17 protein-coding genes are annotated in these 17,128 nt (G+C 59.0%); 7 read left to right on the forward strand and 10 right to left on the reverse strand.

What is annotated here, in order from left to right; all coding sequences use genetic code 11:
- Nucleotides 1-43: 43 nt before the first annotated feature.
- On the reverse strand, nt 44-541 hold the full coding sequence (ssb, locus tag ACTIE1_RS02465) for a single-stranded DNA-binding protein (protein WP_439559969.1): 498 nt from the start codon (nt 539-541) through the stop codon (nt 44-46).
- A gap of 187 nt (nt 542-728) precedes the next feature.
- On the opposite strand from ssb, the gene ACTIE1_RS02470 reads away from it, so the two are divergent.
- From ACTIE1_RS02470 to ACTIE1_RS02495, 6 genes are all read left to right on the forward strand, one after another.
- On the forward strand, nt 729-1,346 hold the full coding sequence (locus ACTIE1_RS02470) for a lytic transglycosylase domain-containing protein (protein WP_439559968.1): 618 nt from the start codon (nt 729-731) through the stop codon (nt 1,344-1,346).
- 67 nt (nt 1,347-1,413) lie between these two features.
- Entirely contained in the window at nt 1,414-2,652 is a 1,239-nt protein-coding gene (locus ACTIE1_RS02475; protein WP_439559967.1) for an aminotransferase class V-fold PLP-dependent enzyme, read from the forward strand.
- Between the two features lie 75 nt (nt 2,653-2,727).
- The gene (locus tag ACTIE1_RS02480; RefSeq protein ID WP_439559966.1) at nt 2,728-4,146 is read left to right on the forward strand and encodes a cryptochrome/photolyase family protein; all 1,419 of its coding nucleotides are present in this window, start codon (nt 2,728-2,730) and stop codon (nt 4,144-4,146) included.
- 31 nt (nt 4,147-4,177) lie between these two features.
- Nucleotides 4,178-5,431, forward strand: a complete 1,254-nt coding sequence (locus ACTIE1_RS02485; RefSeq protein ID WP_439559965.1) for a class I SAM-dependent methyltransferase — start codon at nt 4,178-4,180, stop codon at nt 5,429-5,431.
- A 78-nt stretch (nt 5,432-5,509) separates the two neighbouring features.
- Nucleotides 5,510-5,968: a TrgA family protein gene (locus ACTIE1_RS02490; RefSeq protein WP_439559964.1), complete on the forward strand. Its 459-nt coding sequence runs from the start codon at nt 5,510-5,512 to the stop codon at nt 5,966-5,968.
- On the forward strand, nt 5,965-7,083 hold the full coding sequence (locus ACTIE1_RS02495) for a gamma-glutamylcyclotransferase (protein WP_439559963.1): 1,119 nt from the start codon (nt 5,965-5,967) through the stop codon (nt 7,081-7,083). The genes ACTIE1_RS02490 and ACTIE1_RS02495 overlap by 4 nt, the downstream gene beginning before the upstream one ends.
- Before the next feature lie 14 nt (nt 7,084-7,097).
- On the opposite strand, the gene ACTIE1_RS02500 is transcribed toward ACTIE1_RS02495, so the two are convergent.
- The 9 genes from ACTIE1_RS02500 to ACTIE1_RS02540 form a co-directional block, all read right to left on the reverse strand.
- Nucleotides 7,098-7,697 carry a nucleotidyltransferase family protein gene (locus tag ACTIE1_RS02500; RefSeq protein WP_439559962.1) on the reverse strand — a complete coding sequence of 200 codons (600 nt, stop codon included), beginning with the start codon at nt 7,695-7,697 and terminating at the stop codon, nt 7,098-7,100.
- Entirely contained in the window at nt 7,697-9,001 is a 1,305-nt protein-coding gene (locus tag ACTIE1_RS02505; protein WP_439559961.1) for a branched-chain amino acid ABC transporter permease, read from the reverse strand. Before ACTIE1_RS02505 ends, ACTIE1_RS02500 begins: the two co-directional genes overlap by 1 nt.
- Nucleotides 8,998-10,008, reverse strand: a complete 1,011-nt coding sequence (locus tag ACTIE1_RS02510) for a branched-chain amino acid ABC transporter permease (protein ID WP_439559960.1) — start codon at nt 10,006-10,008, stop codon at nt 8,998-9,000. Before ACTIE1_RS02510 ends, ACTIE1_RS02505 begins: the two co-directional genes overlap by 4 nt.
- Nucleotides 10,009-10,013: 5 nt before the next feature.
- Nucleotides 10,014-10,724 (reverse strand): ABC transporter ATP-binding protein, encoded by a 711-nt coding sequence (locus ACTIE1_RS02515; RefSeq protein WP_439559959.1) that lies wholly within the window; start codon nt 10,722-10,724, stop codon nt 10,014-10,016.
- Between the two features lie 63 nt (nt 10,725-10,787).
- Nucleotides 10,788-11,579, reverse strand: coding sequence for an ABC transporter ATP-binding protein (locus ACTIE1_RS02520; RefSeq protein ID WP_439560548.1), 792 nt, complete (start codon nt 11,577-11,579; stop codon nt 10,788-10,790).
- A gap of 107 nt (nt 11,580-11,686) precedes the next feature.
- Complete coding sequence (locus ACTIE1_RS02525; RefSeq protein ID WP_439563240.1) at nt 11,687-12,868, reverse strand: ABC transporter substrate-binding protein; 1,182 nt, start codon at nt 12,866-12,868, stop codon at nt 11,687-11,689.
- 145 nt (nt 12,869-13,013) lie between these two features.
- A complete protein-coding gene (locus ACTIE1_RS02530; protein WP_439559957.1) occupies nt 13,014-13,289 on the reverse strand; it encodes a putative quinol monooxygenase in 276 nt (91 codons plus the stop codon).
- Nucleotides 13,289-14,851, reverse strand: a complete 1,563-nt coding sequence (gene guaA / locus ACTIE1_RS02535; protein ID WP_439559956.1) for a glutamine-hydrolyzing GMP synthase — start codon at nt 14,849-14,851, stop codon at nt 13,289-13,291. Before guaA ends, ACTIE1_RS02530 begins: the two co-directional genes overlap by 1 nt.
- Nucleotides 14,852-14,903: 52 nt before the next feature.
- On the reverse strand, nt 14,904-16,154 hold the full coding sequence (locus tag ACTIE1_RS02540) for a glycerate kinase type-2 family protein (protein WP_439563241.1): 1,251 nt from the start codon (nt 16,152-16,154) through the stop codon (nt 14,904-14,906).
- Between the two features lie 138 nt (nt 16,155-16,292).
- Here ACTIE1_RS02540 and fabG point away from each other — a divergent pair, with 138 nt between their 5' ends.
- Nucleotides 16,293-17,030, forward strand: coding sequence for a 3-oxoacyl-[acyl-carrier-protein] reductase (fabG, locus tag ACTIE1_RS02545; RefSeq protein WP_439559954.1), 738 nt, complete (start codon nt 16,293-16,295; stop codon nt 17,028-17,030).
- Nucleotides 17,031-17,128 lie beyond the last annotated feature (98 nt).

The following is a 17,128-nucleotide window of genomic DNA, read 5'->3' on the forward strand; positions in this document are numbered from 1 at the left end:
TGGCGCCTCATTATCCTGCGACGCCGGACCCGTCAAGCGGGGCTTAGAACGGAATTTCATCATCCATGTCGGACGGGCCGGAAGGTGCGGAGCTGCCGGAACTGCCGTAGCTGGCACCATAGCCCTGATCGCGGTCATATCCGCCGCCACCTGTTGAACCACTGCCGCCGCCGCTACCACCGCCGTCACCGCGACCATCCAGCATTGTCAACGTGCCGCCCATACCCGCGACAACAACATCTGTGGAATATTTGTCCTGACCGCTTTGGTCCTGCCATTTGCGGGTTTGCAATGTGCCTTCCACATATACCTTGGACCCTTTGCGCAGATATTGTTCCGCCACACGCACCAGCCCTTCGCCGCGCAGCACAACATTGTGCCATTCTGTACGCTCGCGCTGTTCGCCTGACGCGCGGTCGCGCCAGCGTTCGGATGTGGCAATGCGCAGGTTGCAGATCTTTCCGCCATCAGGAAAGGTGCGCACTTCCGGATCACGGCCCAGATTGCCAATCAAAATTACCTTGTTCACTGATCCAGCCATATTTGCCCCCTGCGTTTCATCGAATCTGCGTTTGGATTAGGGGTTGTTTTCCATCATTGGCCCAGCAGGGTAAAGCAGGGAATGCAGTCACGCGGTCGGTGGTCCTGAAAAAATCAGGGATTGTGCAGGAAAACCTGCGTATTTTGCGTATAGCCCTGTTGGCCGAATTGCGGTAATAAACTGTGCTATGCGTGCTGTGATTGCCATTATCGGCCTTGCAATGGCCCTTGTTCCCGTGCCGTCTGTTGTGGTCGCGCAAGGGCTTAACCTGTCGCGCGGTGGCAATGACGGCGGGCGGCAGGCTGATGTGGTCACGCGCGCCGCCCGCGTCATAGACGGGCGTTTGTCCCAGCAATATTCAGCGTCTGTGCGTCTGTTGCCCAACGCGCCGGACAAGACGCGTGAGGATACCGCAATCCCGCGCTATTCAGGGCCGGATATGGGGGCATTTTCCGAGCTTGCCCGCGGCGCTGCGCGCAGGCACAACATTCCAGAGGATCTGTTCCTGCGCCTTGTGCATCAGGAAAGCGGATGGAACGCGGCTGCGGTGTCACATAAAGGCGCGATCGGTCTGGCGCAGCTGATGCCCGGCACAGCACAGATGTTGCGCGTCGATCCCCATGACCCCCAGCAGAATCTGGACGGCGGGGCGCGCTATCTGCGGATGATGTATGACAAATTCGGTGACTGGCGGCTGGCGCTTGCGGCCTATAACGCCGGTCCGGGCGCGGTCGAGGCGCATGGCGGAATTCCACCCTTTGCGGAAACACAGCAATATGTTCGGGTGATACTGGGCGCCGGATAAGTCGGGTTGTATCCGGGCCAGTGGCAGCGCAGATTGTCGGCGAGGACTGTTCAAGGAAACCCCCGCCATGACCGACACTATGCTTGATACCCGCTTCGTCCGTTCCATGTTTCCCGCATTTCAGCAGCCAGCTTTGGAGGGCCAGCGCTTTTTCGAGAATGCTGGCGGGTCGTATACATGCAAGCCAGTCATTGACCGGCTGTTTCGCTACTACCATGAACGCAAGGTCCAGCCCTATGGGGCTTACGCCGCATCACAGGCCGCCGGTGCCGAGATGGACGAGGCACGCAACCGCCTTGCTGCGATGATGGGCGTGGAAAGTGACGAATTGAGTTTCGGCCCCTCAAGCAGCGCCAACACCTATGTTCTGGCGCAGGCCTTTGGCGAGATGCTGTCGCCGGGCGATGCGATTGTCGTGACAAATCAGGATCACGAGGCGAATTCAGGCCCCTGGCGGCGGTTGCAGGCACAAGGCATCACTATTCGAGAGTGGCAGATCGACCCGACAAGCGGCCATCTGGACCCCGAAGCGCTGTGGCGGCTGATCGATGACAAGGTGCGGCTGGTCTGTTTCCCGCATTGCTCGAATATTGTGGGGGAAATCAATCCGGTGGCGCAGATTTGTCAGGGCTTGCGGCAGGCGGGTATCCGGTCCTGCGTCGACGGGGTGTCCTATGCGCCGCATGGCCTGCCGGATGTGGCGGCATTGGGGGCGGATATCTACCTGTTTTCGGCCTATAAAACATATGGGCCGCATCAGGGCCTGATGGTGATCCGGCGCGACCTTGGGGCAGAACTGCCCAATCAGGCGCATTACTTTAACGCCGATACCTTGTATAAACGGTTCACCCCCGCGGGCCCCGACCATGCCCAGATTGCCGCCTGTGCAGGGATGGCAGATTACTTTGATGCGCTGCATGCCCACCATTTCAAGGATGGCGCGGGGCAGGATGCGGCGTCGCGTATGGTGCAGGTGCATGATCTGATGCGGGCGCATGAAACGCGTCTGCTGCAACCATTGCTGGAGTATGTGAAGGGGCGCAACGATGTGCGCCTTATCGGGCCGGATCAGGCGAAGGGGCGTGCGCCGACAGTTGCGCTGGAACATGCGCGTTCGGGGCTGGCACTTGCGCAGGCGCTTGCGTTGCGCGGCATCATGGCGGGGGGCGGCAGTTTCTATGCCAATCGCGCGCTTGGCGGTGTCGGGGTTGATCCTGCGCATGGTGTGCTGCGGTTGTCTTTTGTGCATTATACGAGTGCTGAGGATCTTGACGCATTGATTTTGGCGCTAGATCAAGTCCTGTGACGCCTTCTGGACGGACGGAAATGATCGTGCAGGGGCAAGAATGAGTATTTTTTGCAAGATGAAGCCGGACGTAACGTGACACAAAATTCCCCTGTTATCTGGTGGGTCCGGCGCGACTTGCGGCTGGCTGACAATCCGGTTCTGCATGCGGCTGTCTCGTCTGGTCGTCCGGTGATTGCCGTGTTCATCTGCGATAATGTTGTCGAGAGTTTGGGCGCGGCCCCGAAATGGCGGCTGGGGCTGGGGCTGGAGGCGTTTGCGAAACGCCTTGAAGATATCGGATCACGGCTGGTTTTCCGAAAAGGGGCGGCGTTGGATGTCCTGCGCACATTGGTTGCGCAGACAGGGGCAACCGCGATCTGGTGGGGACGGCAATATGACCCTGATCAGGTGGCGCGCGACAAGGCCGTCAAGGCGGCGTTGGGCGATTTGGGCTGTGACGCCAGAAGCTATGCGGGCCATCTGCTGTTTGAGCCGTGGCAGGTGCAGACAGGGCAGGGGAAGTTCTATCAGGTGTATTCGCCGTTCTGGCGCGCGGTGAAGGATAGGGATGTCGCTGCACGGCTGCCTGCGCCCAAAAGCCTGCGCAAACCCGATCATTGGCCCGAGAGTGACAGACTGGCCGATTGGAGTTTGGGGCGCGGCATGGATCGCGGGGCAGATGTGGTTTACCCCCATCTGCATATCGGCGAGGGTGCCGCGCATGACCGCCTTGCGCGGTTCATTGAGTGTAACGTAGGCCAATACAAGGACCAGCGCGATTTTCTGCACAAGGATGTGTGTTCCGGCTTGTCGGAAAACCTGACTTACGGCGAAATCAGCCCCGTTGCGCTGTGGCATGCCGGCCAGCATGCGCTGGATGCTGGCAGGCCGGGGGCCGAGCATTTTCTGAAAGAACTTGTCTGGCGCGAATTTGCCTATCATCTGGTCTATCACACACCGCATATCACTTCCCGCAACTGGCGCGAGGGGTGGGACAGTTTTGCATGGCGGGATGAGGGCGGAGATGTTTTGCGCTGGAAACAGGGACGCACGGGAATTGATGTCGTCGATGCCGCGATGCGTGAAATGTATGTCACCGGGCGCATGCATAACCGTGCGCGCATGCTGGTGGCATCCTATCTGACCAAACACATGCTGACGCATTGGCGGGTCGGACAGGACTGGTTTGCCGAATGTCTGGTGGATTGGGACCCTGCGGCAAACGCCATGGGCTGGCAATGGGTGGCAGGGTCCGGCCCTGATGCGGCACCATATTTCCGGATTTTCAACCCAGACACGCAGGCGCAAAAATTCGACCCTGCCGCGCAGTATCGCAAGGCCTGGCTCGCAGAACTGAGTGACAGCCCGCCGCAATCCGCGATGTTATTTTTTGATGCCTGTCCGCGCAGTTGGGGCCTGCGCCCGCAAGACGGGCGCCCCGCACCCGTTGTAGCGCTGGCAGATGGACGCAAGCGGGCGCTGGCCGCGTATGAAAACAAAAACAAATCTTGATGATGCGACAGGGACAAGGACGATATTGCCAATGCGCGATGATACAATATCATGCGAGAGCATGATGTCACAGGTTTTGACAACACTTGAGAATCAGGAAAACCTGCCCCGTTATTTCGGGGCGGCGCATGCAATGGCGTCGCGTTTGAACAAGGGGCGGCTGGATGTCACCTTGCCTGACGGGCGTGTGTTCCGGTTTCAGGGCAAGCAGGCCGGTCATGTTGCGGCAATCACCGTCCATGACCCTGACCTGTTTGCGCGCCTGATACGCGAGGGCGATGTGGGGTTTTCTGAAAGCTACATGGAAGGCGGCTGGAGCACGCCGGACCTGCAAGCGTTCATGGATCTTATCAACGACGACAACCCGTCATTATATGACGAGGTGCTGCCCATGAAACTGGTGCGCGCCGTCGAGAGGGTCCGGCACTGGCTGCGCAGCAATTCCAAGACCCAGGCACGCAAGAACATCGCGTATCACTATGATTTGGGGAATGATTTCTACAAGTTGTGGCTGGATGACAGCATGACCTATTCCTCGGCGATTTTCGAGAGTGGACAGGAAACGCTGGAAGCCGCGCAAGAGGCAAAATACGCTGCGATGGTGGACAGGATGGGCGTCAGCGCCGGTGACAGCGTGCTTGAAATTGGCTGTGGCTGGGGCGGGTTTGCCGAATATGCCGCGCTGAAGCGTGGCCTGAAGGTGACGGGCCTGACGATTTCGCAGGCACAACATGATTATGCTGTGGCACGCATGCATGCGGCGGGCGTGCAGGATCGCGTTGAAATTCGTATGCAGGACTATCGTGACACGCGCGGACAGTTTGACGCCATCGCATCGATCGAAATGTTCGAGGCCGTTGGCGAGGCCTATTGGCCCGCCTATTTCAAATCCGTCCATGACCTGTTGAAGCCGGGCGCGAATGCCGTGATCCAGATTATCATGGTGCCAGATGAGAGGTTTAAGAGTTATCGAAAGCACGTTGATTTTATTCAAAAATATATATTCCCGGGCGGAATGCTTGGCGCGCCGGGCCCAGTGCGGCAGATCGCAGAGGCCAACGGTCTGGTATATGTGAACACCCATGATTTCGGTGCCAGCTATTCTGAAACGCTGCGGCGCTGGAACCAGAGTTTTACAGAAAAATGGCCTGAAATCGCGGCGCTTGGGTATGACGCGCGTTTCCGGCGCATGTGGGAATTCTATCTGACGTCCTGCGCCGGGGCATTCCGGTCGGGCAGTTGTGATGTCACGCAACTGGTTTTGCAACGCCCTTCCAAAAGCTGACGCCTGCCGCGACAGGCGCGGTTGTTAAGGTGTGGAACACAGCGTAAACTCCCGCAGGACGACACTGGGTAAGATTTGATGCCGACATTGACCAGACTGGCTGCGGCCATCATTTTTGCGGGACTCGCGCTTTACGCGGGTGAAACCTACAAAACCCTTTATGAGTATCCGCCGCGTTCAGGCAACGGCACTTTGGTTCTGGTGGCTGTTGCTGCGCTTGTGGGCTGGCGTTTTGTCGGCAGGCATGTGGATGGACGCCTTGTGCAATCCATATTCCAGACACTTCAGGGTGTTATTCTGACAGTGTTATTGTCGCTTGTAATTATAGGCAGTTACACTGTTTTCTGGCGCGGCTATCAGATGCGTTATTCCGGTCTGGAAGATGCGTTTCTGGGCTTTGTCGGGGTGTTCGTCGAACACCTGATGCGGATGTGGGATCTGGATTTCCTGCTGCTGATCGCGGGAATGATTGTCGGGGCCGGAATCGTGCTGACGATTTTTTACCGCTGGGCTGAAACGCGGCGGTTTGATCGATGAGAAACGACATATTCCTGTTTGGCACCTTGCGCCATGACGCCCTAAGGGCGATTGTTCTGGGCGGACAGACCCCGATGCGCGCCGCTGTGCTACCGGATTTTGCACAGTTTAATTGTGCGGGATATCCGGTTCTTCTGCCACAAAACGGGGGGCAGGCTGACGGCGGGCTTGTCACACTGGATGCCGCAAGCCTTGCCAGACTGGATTTTTACGAATCCCTTTTCGAGTATCAGCGCGAACAGATCGTTGTTTTCTGCGATGGCGATCCCGTTCAGGCGCAGGTGTACCGACCCAAGCAGGCCCCGCCAGATCTGGAACAATATTGGTCCCTTGATGACTGGTGTGACCGCCATGGCGACAGCGCGATGATTGCCACGCAAGAGGTTTTCGCCCTGTCGGCCATCTATGCGCCGGAGGTCTTGAAAATCCGCTATCCGATGCTGCTGGCGCATGCGGCGTCACAGATCCGCGCGGGGCAGTCCGCGCAGCCCGCGACGCTGCGCGGATCTTGGGGGCGGGGTGATGTGGTGTCGCGCCAACGCATGCAACCCTATGCGTATTTCTTCGGGGTTCAGGTCGATGACCTGAGCTTCCGGCGCTTTGATGGCAGCGAGAGCGAGGTTGTCCGCCGCGCAGCATTCGTCATGAGTGATGCGGTTACGCTGCTTCCCTATGACCCGAAGCTTGATCTTGTGATGGTGATCGAGCAGTTCCGCTATGGTCCTTATATCAGGGGGGATGCGAATTGCTGGTCGCTGGAACCTATTGCCGGACGGATCGACCCCGGCGAAAGCGCTGAGGATTGCGCGCTGCGCGAAGCACAGGAAGAAGCGCAGCTTGGGTTGACGAAAGCTGCGCTTGTGCCTGTGGGGGCGTCCTACCCCTCACCCGGTGCGATATCGGAATATCTGTATTCCTTCATCGGGTTATGTGATCTTTCGCACGAGGATGAGGGGGTGTCCGGCCTTGCGAGCGAGGCCGAGAATATCCGCAGCCATGTCATACCGTTCGACAGGCTGATGGCGCTGATCGACAGCGCCGAGGTGCGCAATGGGCCATTGATACAAACCGCGTACTGGCTGGCCCTGAACAGGGCGCGGTTGCAGACAGTTTAAGTGTTGAATGCGCTTTAGCCCCGACCTTCGCGCCATGCGGCCCAGTCTTCGGGCGTGTCCAGATCGGTGATTGCGCGCTGGCCGGACAGCGGGTGCAAATGCGGGGGGTGGGCGCGCAATATGTCGCGCGCGCCCAAATCGCCCCTTAAGTCCTGAAGTGCGGAAAAAAATGCCCTTGGCAGGATCACGGGATGGCCTGCTTCGCCTGCGGCACTGGCCGCGCGCAAACAGTGATCGGGGTTTTGCGCCTGCGCCACAATCAGCTCGCGAAAATCCTCTGCGTTGATGTCGGGCATGTCGGGCAGGGCGATCATCAGCGCGTTTACGGGCATTTTCGCGGCCCATGCTGCACCGGCCCGCAGGCTTGTGGCCATGCCTTCGTCGGCATCTGTCAGGGTTAATATGTGCAATGGCAAATCTGCGATTACCGACAGGCGTGTGCTTGCATCAGGTCGCAGGGTGACGGCAACATCGTCACTGGCTTGCAACGCTTGCGCGGCAACACGGCGCAACAAGGGCACGCCGTCCACCTGCTCAAGCAACTTGTCTCCGCCGCGCATGCGCCGTGCCAACCCTGCCGCTGGCAGCACTATGGCGCATGCGGGCAGGGGCATCAGCGTTCCGGTATCAGGCCACGGGGGGCGAAGCGTAGCATCAGCAACAGCGCCACCCCCATGGTCAGAAGCCGCATATAGGCCGCAGACCCCAGCAAGTGTTGCTTCAGGTCCGACCCGTCCGCCATGCCCGATGTTACAAGTTCCATGAACCAGCGTCCGGCCGGTTCCACCTGAACCCAAAGGAACCAGATCACGAAGGCCCCCAATACCGCGCCCCAGTTATTGCCGGACCCGCCAACAATCACCATCACCCAGATCAGGAAGGTAAACCGCAACGGTTCATAGCTGCCGGGGGTCAACTGGCCGTCCATTGACACCATCATCGCCCCTGCCAGCCCACAGACAGCAGACCCCAATACAAATATGTGCAGGTGGCGTTTGGTCACGTTTTTGCCCATCGCGCGGGCTGAAACCTCGTTGTCGCGTATTGCGCGCATCATCCGCCCCCAGGGCGAGTTCAGCGCGCGTTCAGCCAGCCAGATCAGCAAGGCCAGCACAATGACGAACAAACCGGCATATCCCAGACCAGACACGACTGACGCCGTCTGCCCGACACTCCAGCCCATGGTATCTGCCAGCGACTGAACCCATGGCAGCGGTTGCAGATCCACGGGGCGGGCAACCGGCCGGTCAATGCCGGTCACGTTATTGACACCCCGCGCCAGCCAGCGTTCATGTTTCAGAACCGCGATCACAATCTCGGATATGCCCAATGTCGCAATGGCCAGATAGTCGGACCGTAACCCCAGACTGATTTTCCCCACCAGCCAGGCCACACCTGCCGCAAAAACGGCACCAACCGGCCATGCCAGAATGACGGGCAGGTTCATCCCGCCCAGATACCCTTCGGAGGCGGGGTTGACGGCCTGCACGGCACTTTTGGCGGGGCCAAAGACATAGCTTGTCAGTAGGTAGCCGATGGCGAGAACAACAAATATTGCGGCCCCGCGCAATTTACCCGGTGTCATGGATTTATAGACGACGACTGCCGCCAGAATGGTTGCCACCCCCAGCATCAGACCCAGCAATATGCCAAGCCCGCCTGCGGCCCATGCCTCTGGTACGGGCGGCTGTGCAATAAGCACCACGGCCAGACCGCCCACAGCCGTGAACCCCATGATGCCCACATTGAACAGCCCCGCATAGCCCCATTGCATGTTCACACCCAAAGCCATGATTGCGGAAATCAGACTCATGTTCAGGATGGTGATTGCAAGTTGCGGGCTTTGGAACATTCCGACCATTGCCAGAACGGCCCCCATCAGCGCAAACAGGCCCAGATCGCGCGCAGTCAGGCTCATAGGACTTTCCCCTTGAAAATACCTGTTGGACGGAACAGCAGCACAATGACAAGAATAGCGAATGTGACCGCAAACTTATAATCCACCGGCAATAGCTGCATCATCGATGTCGGCTCCAGCCCGTCGGGCATCAGATAGGTGAACACGCGCCGCCATGCATATGTGACGCCCATTTCCGCGAAGGCCACGATATACGCGCCCACGATTGCGCCCACAGGCGAACCAAGCCCCCCCAGAATGGCCGCCGCAAACATGGGCAGCAGCAACTGGAAATAGTTGAAGGGGCGGAAACCCTTGTCCAGACCGTATAATGTACCTGCCGTCACCAGCAGCATGGCGGTGATGACCCAGGTGATGATCACCACCCGTTCGGGGTTAATGCCCGAGAGCAGCGCCAGATCCTCGTTATCCGAATAGGCGCGCATGGATTTACCCGCGCGTGTGCGGTTCAGGAACCAGAACAACACGACCATCACGACCAGTGCCGTCACAATCGTAAGGGCCTGCGAACTGCGCAGCGCCATGCCTTCGGCCAGTCCGGTAAACTCGCGGAAATCACGCACCGAGAAGATGAATCTCTCCCCGTCCTCGAAGCGGGTTTCGCCAACCCCCATGAACAGGCGTGTAATCCCGTTGGTCACAAACATGACCCCAAGCGACGCCATCACGAAGATCATGGGCTTTGCCTTGACGCGGCGATAGTAGCGATACACCAGCCTGTCGGTGACCAGCAGATAGCCGATAAGCACCAGCATCCCGAAGGGGATTGCCAGAAGTGCGGTTGGCAGGGGGTGAATGCTGACACCTTGCGCCTGCAAGAAGAACGTGCCCCCGATCACTGCGGCGGTTCCAATCGCCATGGTATCGCCATGCGCAAAATGGGCAAAGCGCAGGATTGAATAGATCAGCGTAATCCCCAAAGCGCCAAGCGCCAACTGGCTGCCATAGGCAAGGGCAGGGATCAGCATGAAGTTTGTCACGCTCACAAGCGCGTTTAACGGTTCCATTCTGCTCAGCCCCCCAAAAAGCTTTTGCGCACATCCGGATCGGCCAGCAGCGCGCTGCCGGTATCGGTGTAGCGGTTGGCGCCCTGAACCAGAACATAGCCTTTGTCTGCTATCTCCAGTGCCTGCCTTGCGTTCTGTTCCACCATCAGAATGGAAATCCCCGTGCGCGCAATTTCGATAATCCGGTCAAACAACTCGTCCATGACAATCGGGCTTACCCCGGCGGTGGGCTCGTCCAGCATCAGAACGCTGGGCCTGGTCATCAATGCCCGCCCGACCGCAACCTGCTGGCGCTGTCCGCCCGACAATTCACCGGCCGCCTGCCTGCGCTTGTCGCGCAGGATCGGGAACAGCTCATAGACCTGCCCGATCGTGTCACGAAAATCGTCGCGGCGAATAAACGCGCCCATCTCCAGATTTTCCTCGACGCTCATCGATGGAAAGATGTTGCTGGTCTGGGGCACAAAGCCCATGCCTTTGGCCACCCGCGCCTGGGGTGTCAGCGCGGTAATATTCTCGCCATTCAGGTGCACGGCGCCCTTGCGCAGTTTCAGCATCCCGAACACCGCCTTCATGGCTGTGGATTTACCCGCACCATTTGGCCCCACAATGACGGCGATCTGGCCCTTCTCGACTGCGATCGTGCAGTCATGCAAAATATCCGCGCCACCATATCCGCCGGTCATGGCATCGCCTATCAGAACCGGCTTATCCATTGGCCGAACCCTTTGCGTGTTTCATCTTGCCCCAAATACTCATTCTGCTGGCGCAGCGTTCCTTCACAGCGCGCCCTCCTCGGCTTTGACCTTGTTTTTCAGGCCAGTTCCCAGATAGGCCTCGATAACCTGTTCGTTCGATTTGATCTCGTCCAGCGTGCCTTGTGCCAGAACCTTGCCCTCGGCCATGCAGATCACGGGATCACAGATGCGCCCGATAAAATCCATGTCATGTTCGATGACAACGAATGTATAGCCCTGTTCCTTGTTCAGGCGCACGATTGCATCCGCAATGGTGTTCAGCAGGGTGCGGTTCACGCCTGCACCGACTTCATCCAGAAACACGATTCGGGCATCGGTCATCATGGTGCGGCCCAGTTCCAGCAGTTTTTTCTGACCGCCCGAAATCTGGCCCGCCTTTTCATCGGCAATATGGTCGATGGTCAGGAATTCCAGCACTTCATCGGCGCGCGCACGGATGCGGCGTTCTTCCTCGCGCACGCGCGCGCTTTTGAACCAGGCCGACCACAGGTTTTCACCGGACTGGCCGGGCGGGACCATCATCAGGTTTTCGCGCACGGTCATGGAATGGAATTCATGCGCAATCTGGAAGGTGCGCAGCAATCCCTTGGCAAACAACTCGTGCGGGGGCAGGCCGGTGATATCATCACCTTCCATCAGAACGCGGCCTGAAGTGGCCGGCAGAACGCCTGCAATCACATTGAAAAGCGTTGTCTTGCCCGCACCATTCGGACCGATCAATCCGGTGATTGACCCTTTTTCAATTTCAAGCGATGCGCCGTCCACGGCATGGAACCCGCCAAAATGCTTGTGCAGGTTCTCGACCTTGATCATGGCCATGTGTGTGTTCTCCCTGTCCGGCACACCTGTTTTCCGGTGGTATCGGAAAACGGCCCGAGGGTGTCCTCGGGCCGCTGGATCCTGTTGGACCCTTTTTGTGGTTAGTGGAATTGAACCGTAACGTATTCGCCGCCTTCGACGACATATTCACGGTAGAAGCCTGCAGCTTCGCCTGGGCCAACCAGTTCGACATTCGTTGCGCCGACATAGTTGATCTCGCCGCCATCGGCCAGAATTTGCAGACCGCGCGCCAGATCACCCGGCAGGATTTCTTCGCCTGGTGCGTTTGCCACATTCAGGATATTCGCCGCGATTCCTTCAGGCGTTGCCTCGCCCGCAGCTTGTGCGGCCAGTGCCAGAAGGGCTGCCGCGTCATAGCTTTCGCGCGTGAAGCTGGATCCGGCCTGTACGCCTGCTGCTTCAGCAAGTGCGTTGAACGCTTCAGTCCCATCGCCTGCAGCCCAAGGGATTGTGCCGACGGTGCCTTCCAATGCCTCGCCGACGGCGTCAATCAGTGCGTCGCCGAACATGCCGTCGCCCATGAAAAATTGGTCAAACGCGCCAAGTTCGTAAGCCGCCCGCATCATGGAACCGCCACCATCGACATATCCAAGAATTACCAGGGCATCACCACCGGCCGATGCTAGTTGGGCAACTTCTGCGGTATAGTCGCCGCGCGCGTCCTCATGTGGAACTCTGCTTGTAATCGTTCCCCCCAAGCTCTCAAATGCGCGGGCGAAGGAATCAGAAAAGCCCGCGCCGTAGTCAACATTAACATAAGTCAGTGCAACATTCGTAAATCCACGCTCGTATACAATGCCGGCAAGCACCTCTCCTTGACGGGCATCAGAAGGTGCAGTCCTGAAGAAAAGCCCGTTGGAATCAAGTGTTGTAAGAGCGGGTGATGTGCTCGCAGGTGAAATCATTGGGACACCTGCAGACATTGCGACGTTCTGAAGAACAGCGATTGTCGCACCGGAACAATCCGACCCCATGATCGCAACAACGCCATCGGAGGAAATCATCCTCTCGCCAGAGGCTTGCGCAACGGAAGAATCTGAGCATGTCGCGTCACCACGAACCGACGTAATGGTTTTCCCGCCAAGGAAAAGGCCACTTTCACTGACTTCATTCCATGCGAGTTCAGCGCTATCGGCCATGATGGGGGTCAACGATTCAATCGGGCCGGTGAAGCTAAGCAACACGCCCATCTTCACCTCATCCGCGAATGCAACGCCTGCCGAGAAGGCCAGCGCGGTGCTGGCAAGAAGCAGCTTTTTCATAGGTATCTCCCATAGGGTTTGTTATCGTTCTTCTGTTGTGCCCGTGCGGCACGGAACCGGCAGCTTTGACTGCCTTACATTATGCCTAGCATGGCGATTTGTCCCAGAAAAGACGTTTTGACATTCCGTGCGCAAGGTCATGCGGTCAAATGTCGGTCACGCTGTAGCTGCGCGCGATATCCGCCGTTGCCCGTCCCCAGACGCTGCACTTCACGCGCGCTTGGTGGGCGTCAAATGCGGCGCGCGTGGTGAAACGCTCGGACACGATCCAGACAAGCGGGTCTGCGCTGCGTGTCACATCGAACTGAAGGCAGCCCGCTTCGGCCCGCGACAGCAGAATATGCTCTGGCAGGTGGCGTAACACCAGTTCTGCCTGGGCCGCATTCGCGCAGCGCAATGTTCCTTGAAGCGTGACCGGCATTATTCCAGTTCGATTGTTCCGGGCGGTTTTGATGTGCAATCATAGAACACACGGTTGATTCCGCGCACTTCGTTGATGATCCGCGTCGATGTCTCGCCCAGAAACTCATGCGTGAAAGGATAGTAATCCGCCGTCATGCCATCCACGGAAGTGACCGCACGCAGGGCCAGCGCGAAATCATAGGTGCGCCCGTCCCCCATCACGCCCACAGTGCGCATGGGCAGAATTGCAGCAAAAGCCTGCCAGATGTCGTCATACAGCCCATGGCGGCGGATCTGGTCAATATAGACCGCATCGGCACGGCGCAGGATTTCCAGCTTCTCGCGGGTGATTTCACCGGGGCAGCGAATGGCAAGGCCCGGACCGGGGAAGGGGTGGCGGCCGATGAATTTGTCAGGCAGCCCCAGTTCACGCCCCAGCGCGCGCACTTCGTCCTTGAACAGCTCGCGCAGCGGTTCCACCAGCTTCAGGCCCATCTTTTCAGGCAGGCCGCCGACATTATGGTGGCTTTTGATGGTTACGGACGGCCCGCCGGAGAAACTGACCGATTCGATGACATCGGGATACAGCGTGCCCTGGGCCAGAAATTCCGCGCCATCAATCTGGCTGGCGTATTTCTGGAACACATCAATAAACAACCGCCCGATAATCTTGCGCTTTGTTTCCGGATCGGAAACGCCGTCCAGTTCACCCAGAAACAAATCAGCCTCATCCGCGTGAATCAGCGGAATGTTGTAATTGTCACGGAACATGGTGACGACTTCTTCGGCCTCGTTCAGGCGCAGCAATCCGTGATCCACGAATACGCAGGTCAACTGGTCGCCAATAGCTTCGTGAATCAGCACAGCCGCCACAGAACTGTCAACGCCGCCTGACAAGCCGCAGATCACCTGCCTGTCACCCACCTGTTCGCGGATGCGCGCAATCGCTTCATCCTTGTAGGATGCCATCGTCCAGTCGCCAGTGAACCCTGCCAGCCGGATGAAGTTTTCATAAAGTTTCGCGCCATTCGGGGTATGGTGCACTTCGGGGTGGAATTGCACGGCGAAGAAATTGCGCGACGGATCGGCGGTAATGGCGAAGGGCGCGCCCGGCGATGTGCCGAATACCTGAAATCCTGGGGCAATACGGCTGACATGGTCGCCGTGGCTCATCCAGACCTGTTCACGGCCATCGACCCCGTTGAACCACCCCTCCAGCAGGGGCAGGCGGTCGGCAGTGGGGGTTACGAAGGCGCGTCCGAATTCGGCAGTGCCATGTCCCGTTTCCACCAATCCGCCCAATTCCTGCATCATGACCTGTTGGCCATAGCAAATGCCAAGGACCGGCACACCCAGCGCGAATACCGATTTCGGCGGGCGGGGGGATCCGTCGCGCGTGACCGAATCGGGGCCGCCTGACAGGATGATTGCCTTGGGCGCGAATTCGGCAAGAAATGCGTCATCCACCTGCTGATAGGGATGAATTTCGCAATACACACTCAGTTCCCGAAGCCTGCGCGCGATAAGCTGCGTGACCTGAGAACCGAAATCGATGATCAGAAGGCGTTGATGCTGGGTCATGCCGCCCCGATTAAGTCAAGCCCGCGCGCCCTGCAAGGCCCTAAAACGGGTATCACGCGTCAATGCACAGGATTTGCAGATCGGCGACATTCGTGCCGGTCGCGCCAGTCACCAGCAGATCACCGGCCAGTTGCAGCGCATGATAGCTGTCGTTGTTGGCCAGCAGTGCCGCCGGATCACCGCCCGCCGCACGGATGCGCCCTAGCGTGTCGCCATCGACCACAGCGCCTGCCGCGTCCGTTGGTCCGTCGCGCCCGTCTGTGCCGCCAGACAGGAACCGCCAACCCGCAAGGCCGTCCAGATCGCACGCAACGCGCAGCGCCAGTTCCTGATTGCGCCCGCCACGGCCCGTGCCGGCCAGCCGCACAGTCGTTTCCCCACCGAACAGCGCAATACGCGGGCCGCCGCCTTGGCGCACCGTCTCCACGATTTGCGCTGCGGCCGCACTGACATCCCCGATCAGTTTGTCCGAGGCGATTTCGGCCCCTTCGCATGCACGCGCCATTGCCGCCAGCGATATCCGATTCGACCCGATCAGCCGGTTCTGTGCGTCGGGCAGGGGGGTGGTGTCCCCCTTTCGGTTCAGGGCGTCGCGCGCCGCCGGTGGCAGGCGTTCCCATAGGCCCGAACTGGCCAGCAGGGCGCGAACCTCGTCGCGGGTGGCAATGGGCGCAACAGTCGGGCCGGATGCGATGGCGCGCAGGTCATCGCCGATCACATCCGACAGGATAAGCGCCTGCACGGTTGCGGGGGCCGCCATGCGCAACAGTCCGCCCCCTTTCATCCGTGACAGATGCTGGCGAATGGCGTTCATTGCCCCGATATCCAGACCCGCACCCAGCAACAGATCATTGACCTGCGCCTTGTCCGACAGTGACAGACCGGTCACAGGCGCAGGCACCAGCGCCGAACCACCGCCGGATACCAATACAAGCACAACGTCATTCTTGCGGGTGCGTGCCAGAATCTTCTGAATGGCCAGCCCTGCCTGTAGTCCGTTTTCATCGGGAACCGGATGGCCCGCTGCCATGACGCGTGCGCCGTCCATCGGCGCGGCGTTCTCGTAGTTGGTGACGACGATTGCGGCCTCGGGTTTGGGCAGAAGTGGCAGCGCGGCCGCCATCATGGCATGGGCGGCTTTTCCGATGGCCAGCGCGTAGACCCGCCCGCCTTGTGGCACATGCAAGGGTGTGGCGGTCAGGGCATCGTGCACCGCTGCGCGCGGGTCGGCCGCGTCAACGCCTGTCCTGAAAAGCCCGATCATCTGCGCGCGGGTCAGCATGTTGCCCAACTCCTTATCCATGATAGCGCTATCTGCGATTGCAGACTTGTGCCATTGCAACAGGCCCCGGCACAAGCCGCTTATCATTGGCAGCGCAGTGAAGGGCTTGCTATAGGGGGCGGAAACGCAGCATAATCCGACCGGATTAAGGGAGTTATCATGTTCGATCTTGCAGGAAAAACAGCGCTGGTTACCGGCGCTTCGGGTGGTATCGGCGCGGAAATCGCGCGTGTGCTTCACAATGCGGGTGCAACGGTTGCGGTATCGGGAACGCGCGAAGGGCCGTTGCAGGATCTGGCGCAGGAACTGGGTGCGCGCGCACATGTGCTGGCATGCAACCTGTCAGATCCGGATGCGGTCGAGGCATTGCCAAAGCGCGCGATTGACGCAATGGGCGGGCTGGATATTCTGGTGAACAACGCCGGTATCACACAGGATAACCTGTTGATGCGCATGAGTGACGAGCAGTGGCAAAAAGTGCTGGATGTGAACCTGACAGCCGCCATGCGCCTGATGCGCGGCAGCTTGCGGGGCATGATGAAGGCGCGCTGGGGCCGGATTGTGAATATCAGTTCGGTTGTGGGGGCAACCGGCAATCCCGGCCAGACGAATTATGTGGCCGCGAAGGCCGGACTGGTCGGCATGTCGAAGGCGCTGGCGCAAGAAGTGGCGTCGCGCGGCATTACGGTGAATTGCGTGGCCCCCGGCTTCATCGAAACCCCCATGACCGACGTGCTGACTGATGACCAGAAGGCGGCGATCAACGGCCGTATCCCTGCGGGACGTATGGGCAGCCCTGCCGACATTGCTGCGGCGGTGCTGTATCTGGCCAGTCAGGATGCGGGCTATGTGACGGGCGCGGTTTTGCACGTCAATGGCGGCATGGCAATGGTTTGACCTATGGTCTGTTGTCACCATATGCGCTGCACGCTTGCGGAAGCGTGGCGCTGTGGTATGAAAGTGAGACTACAATTTCAAGGCCGCAACACTCTTGA

The organism is Roseinatronobacter sp. (assembly GCF_051859525.1).
In the GTDB taxonomy this organism is placed as follows: Bacteria; Pseudomonadota; Alphaproteobacteria; order Rhodobacterales; family Rhodobacteraceae; genus Roseinatronobacter.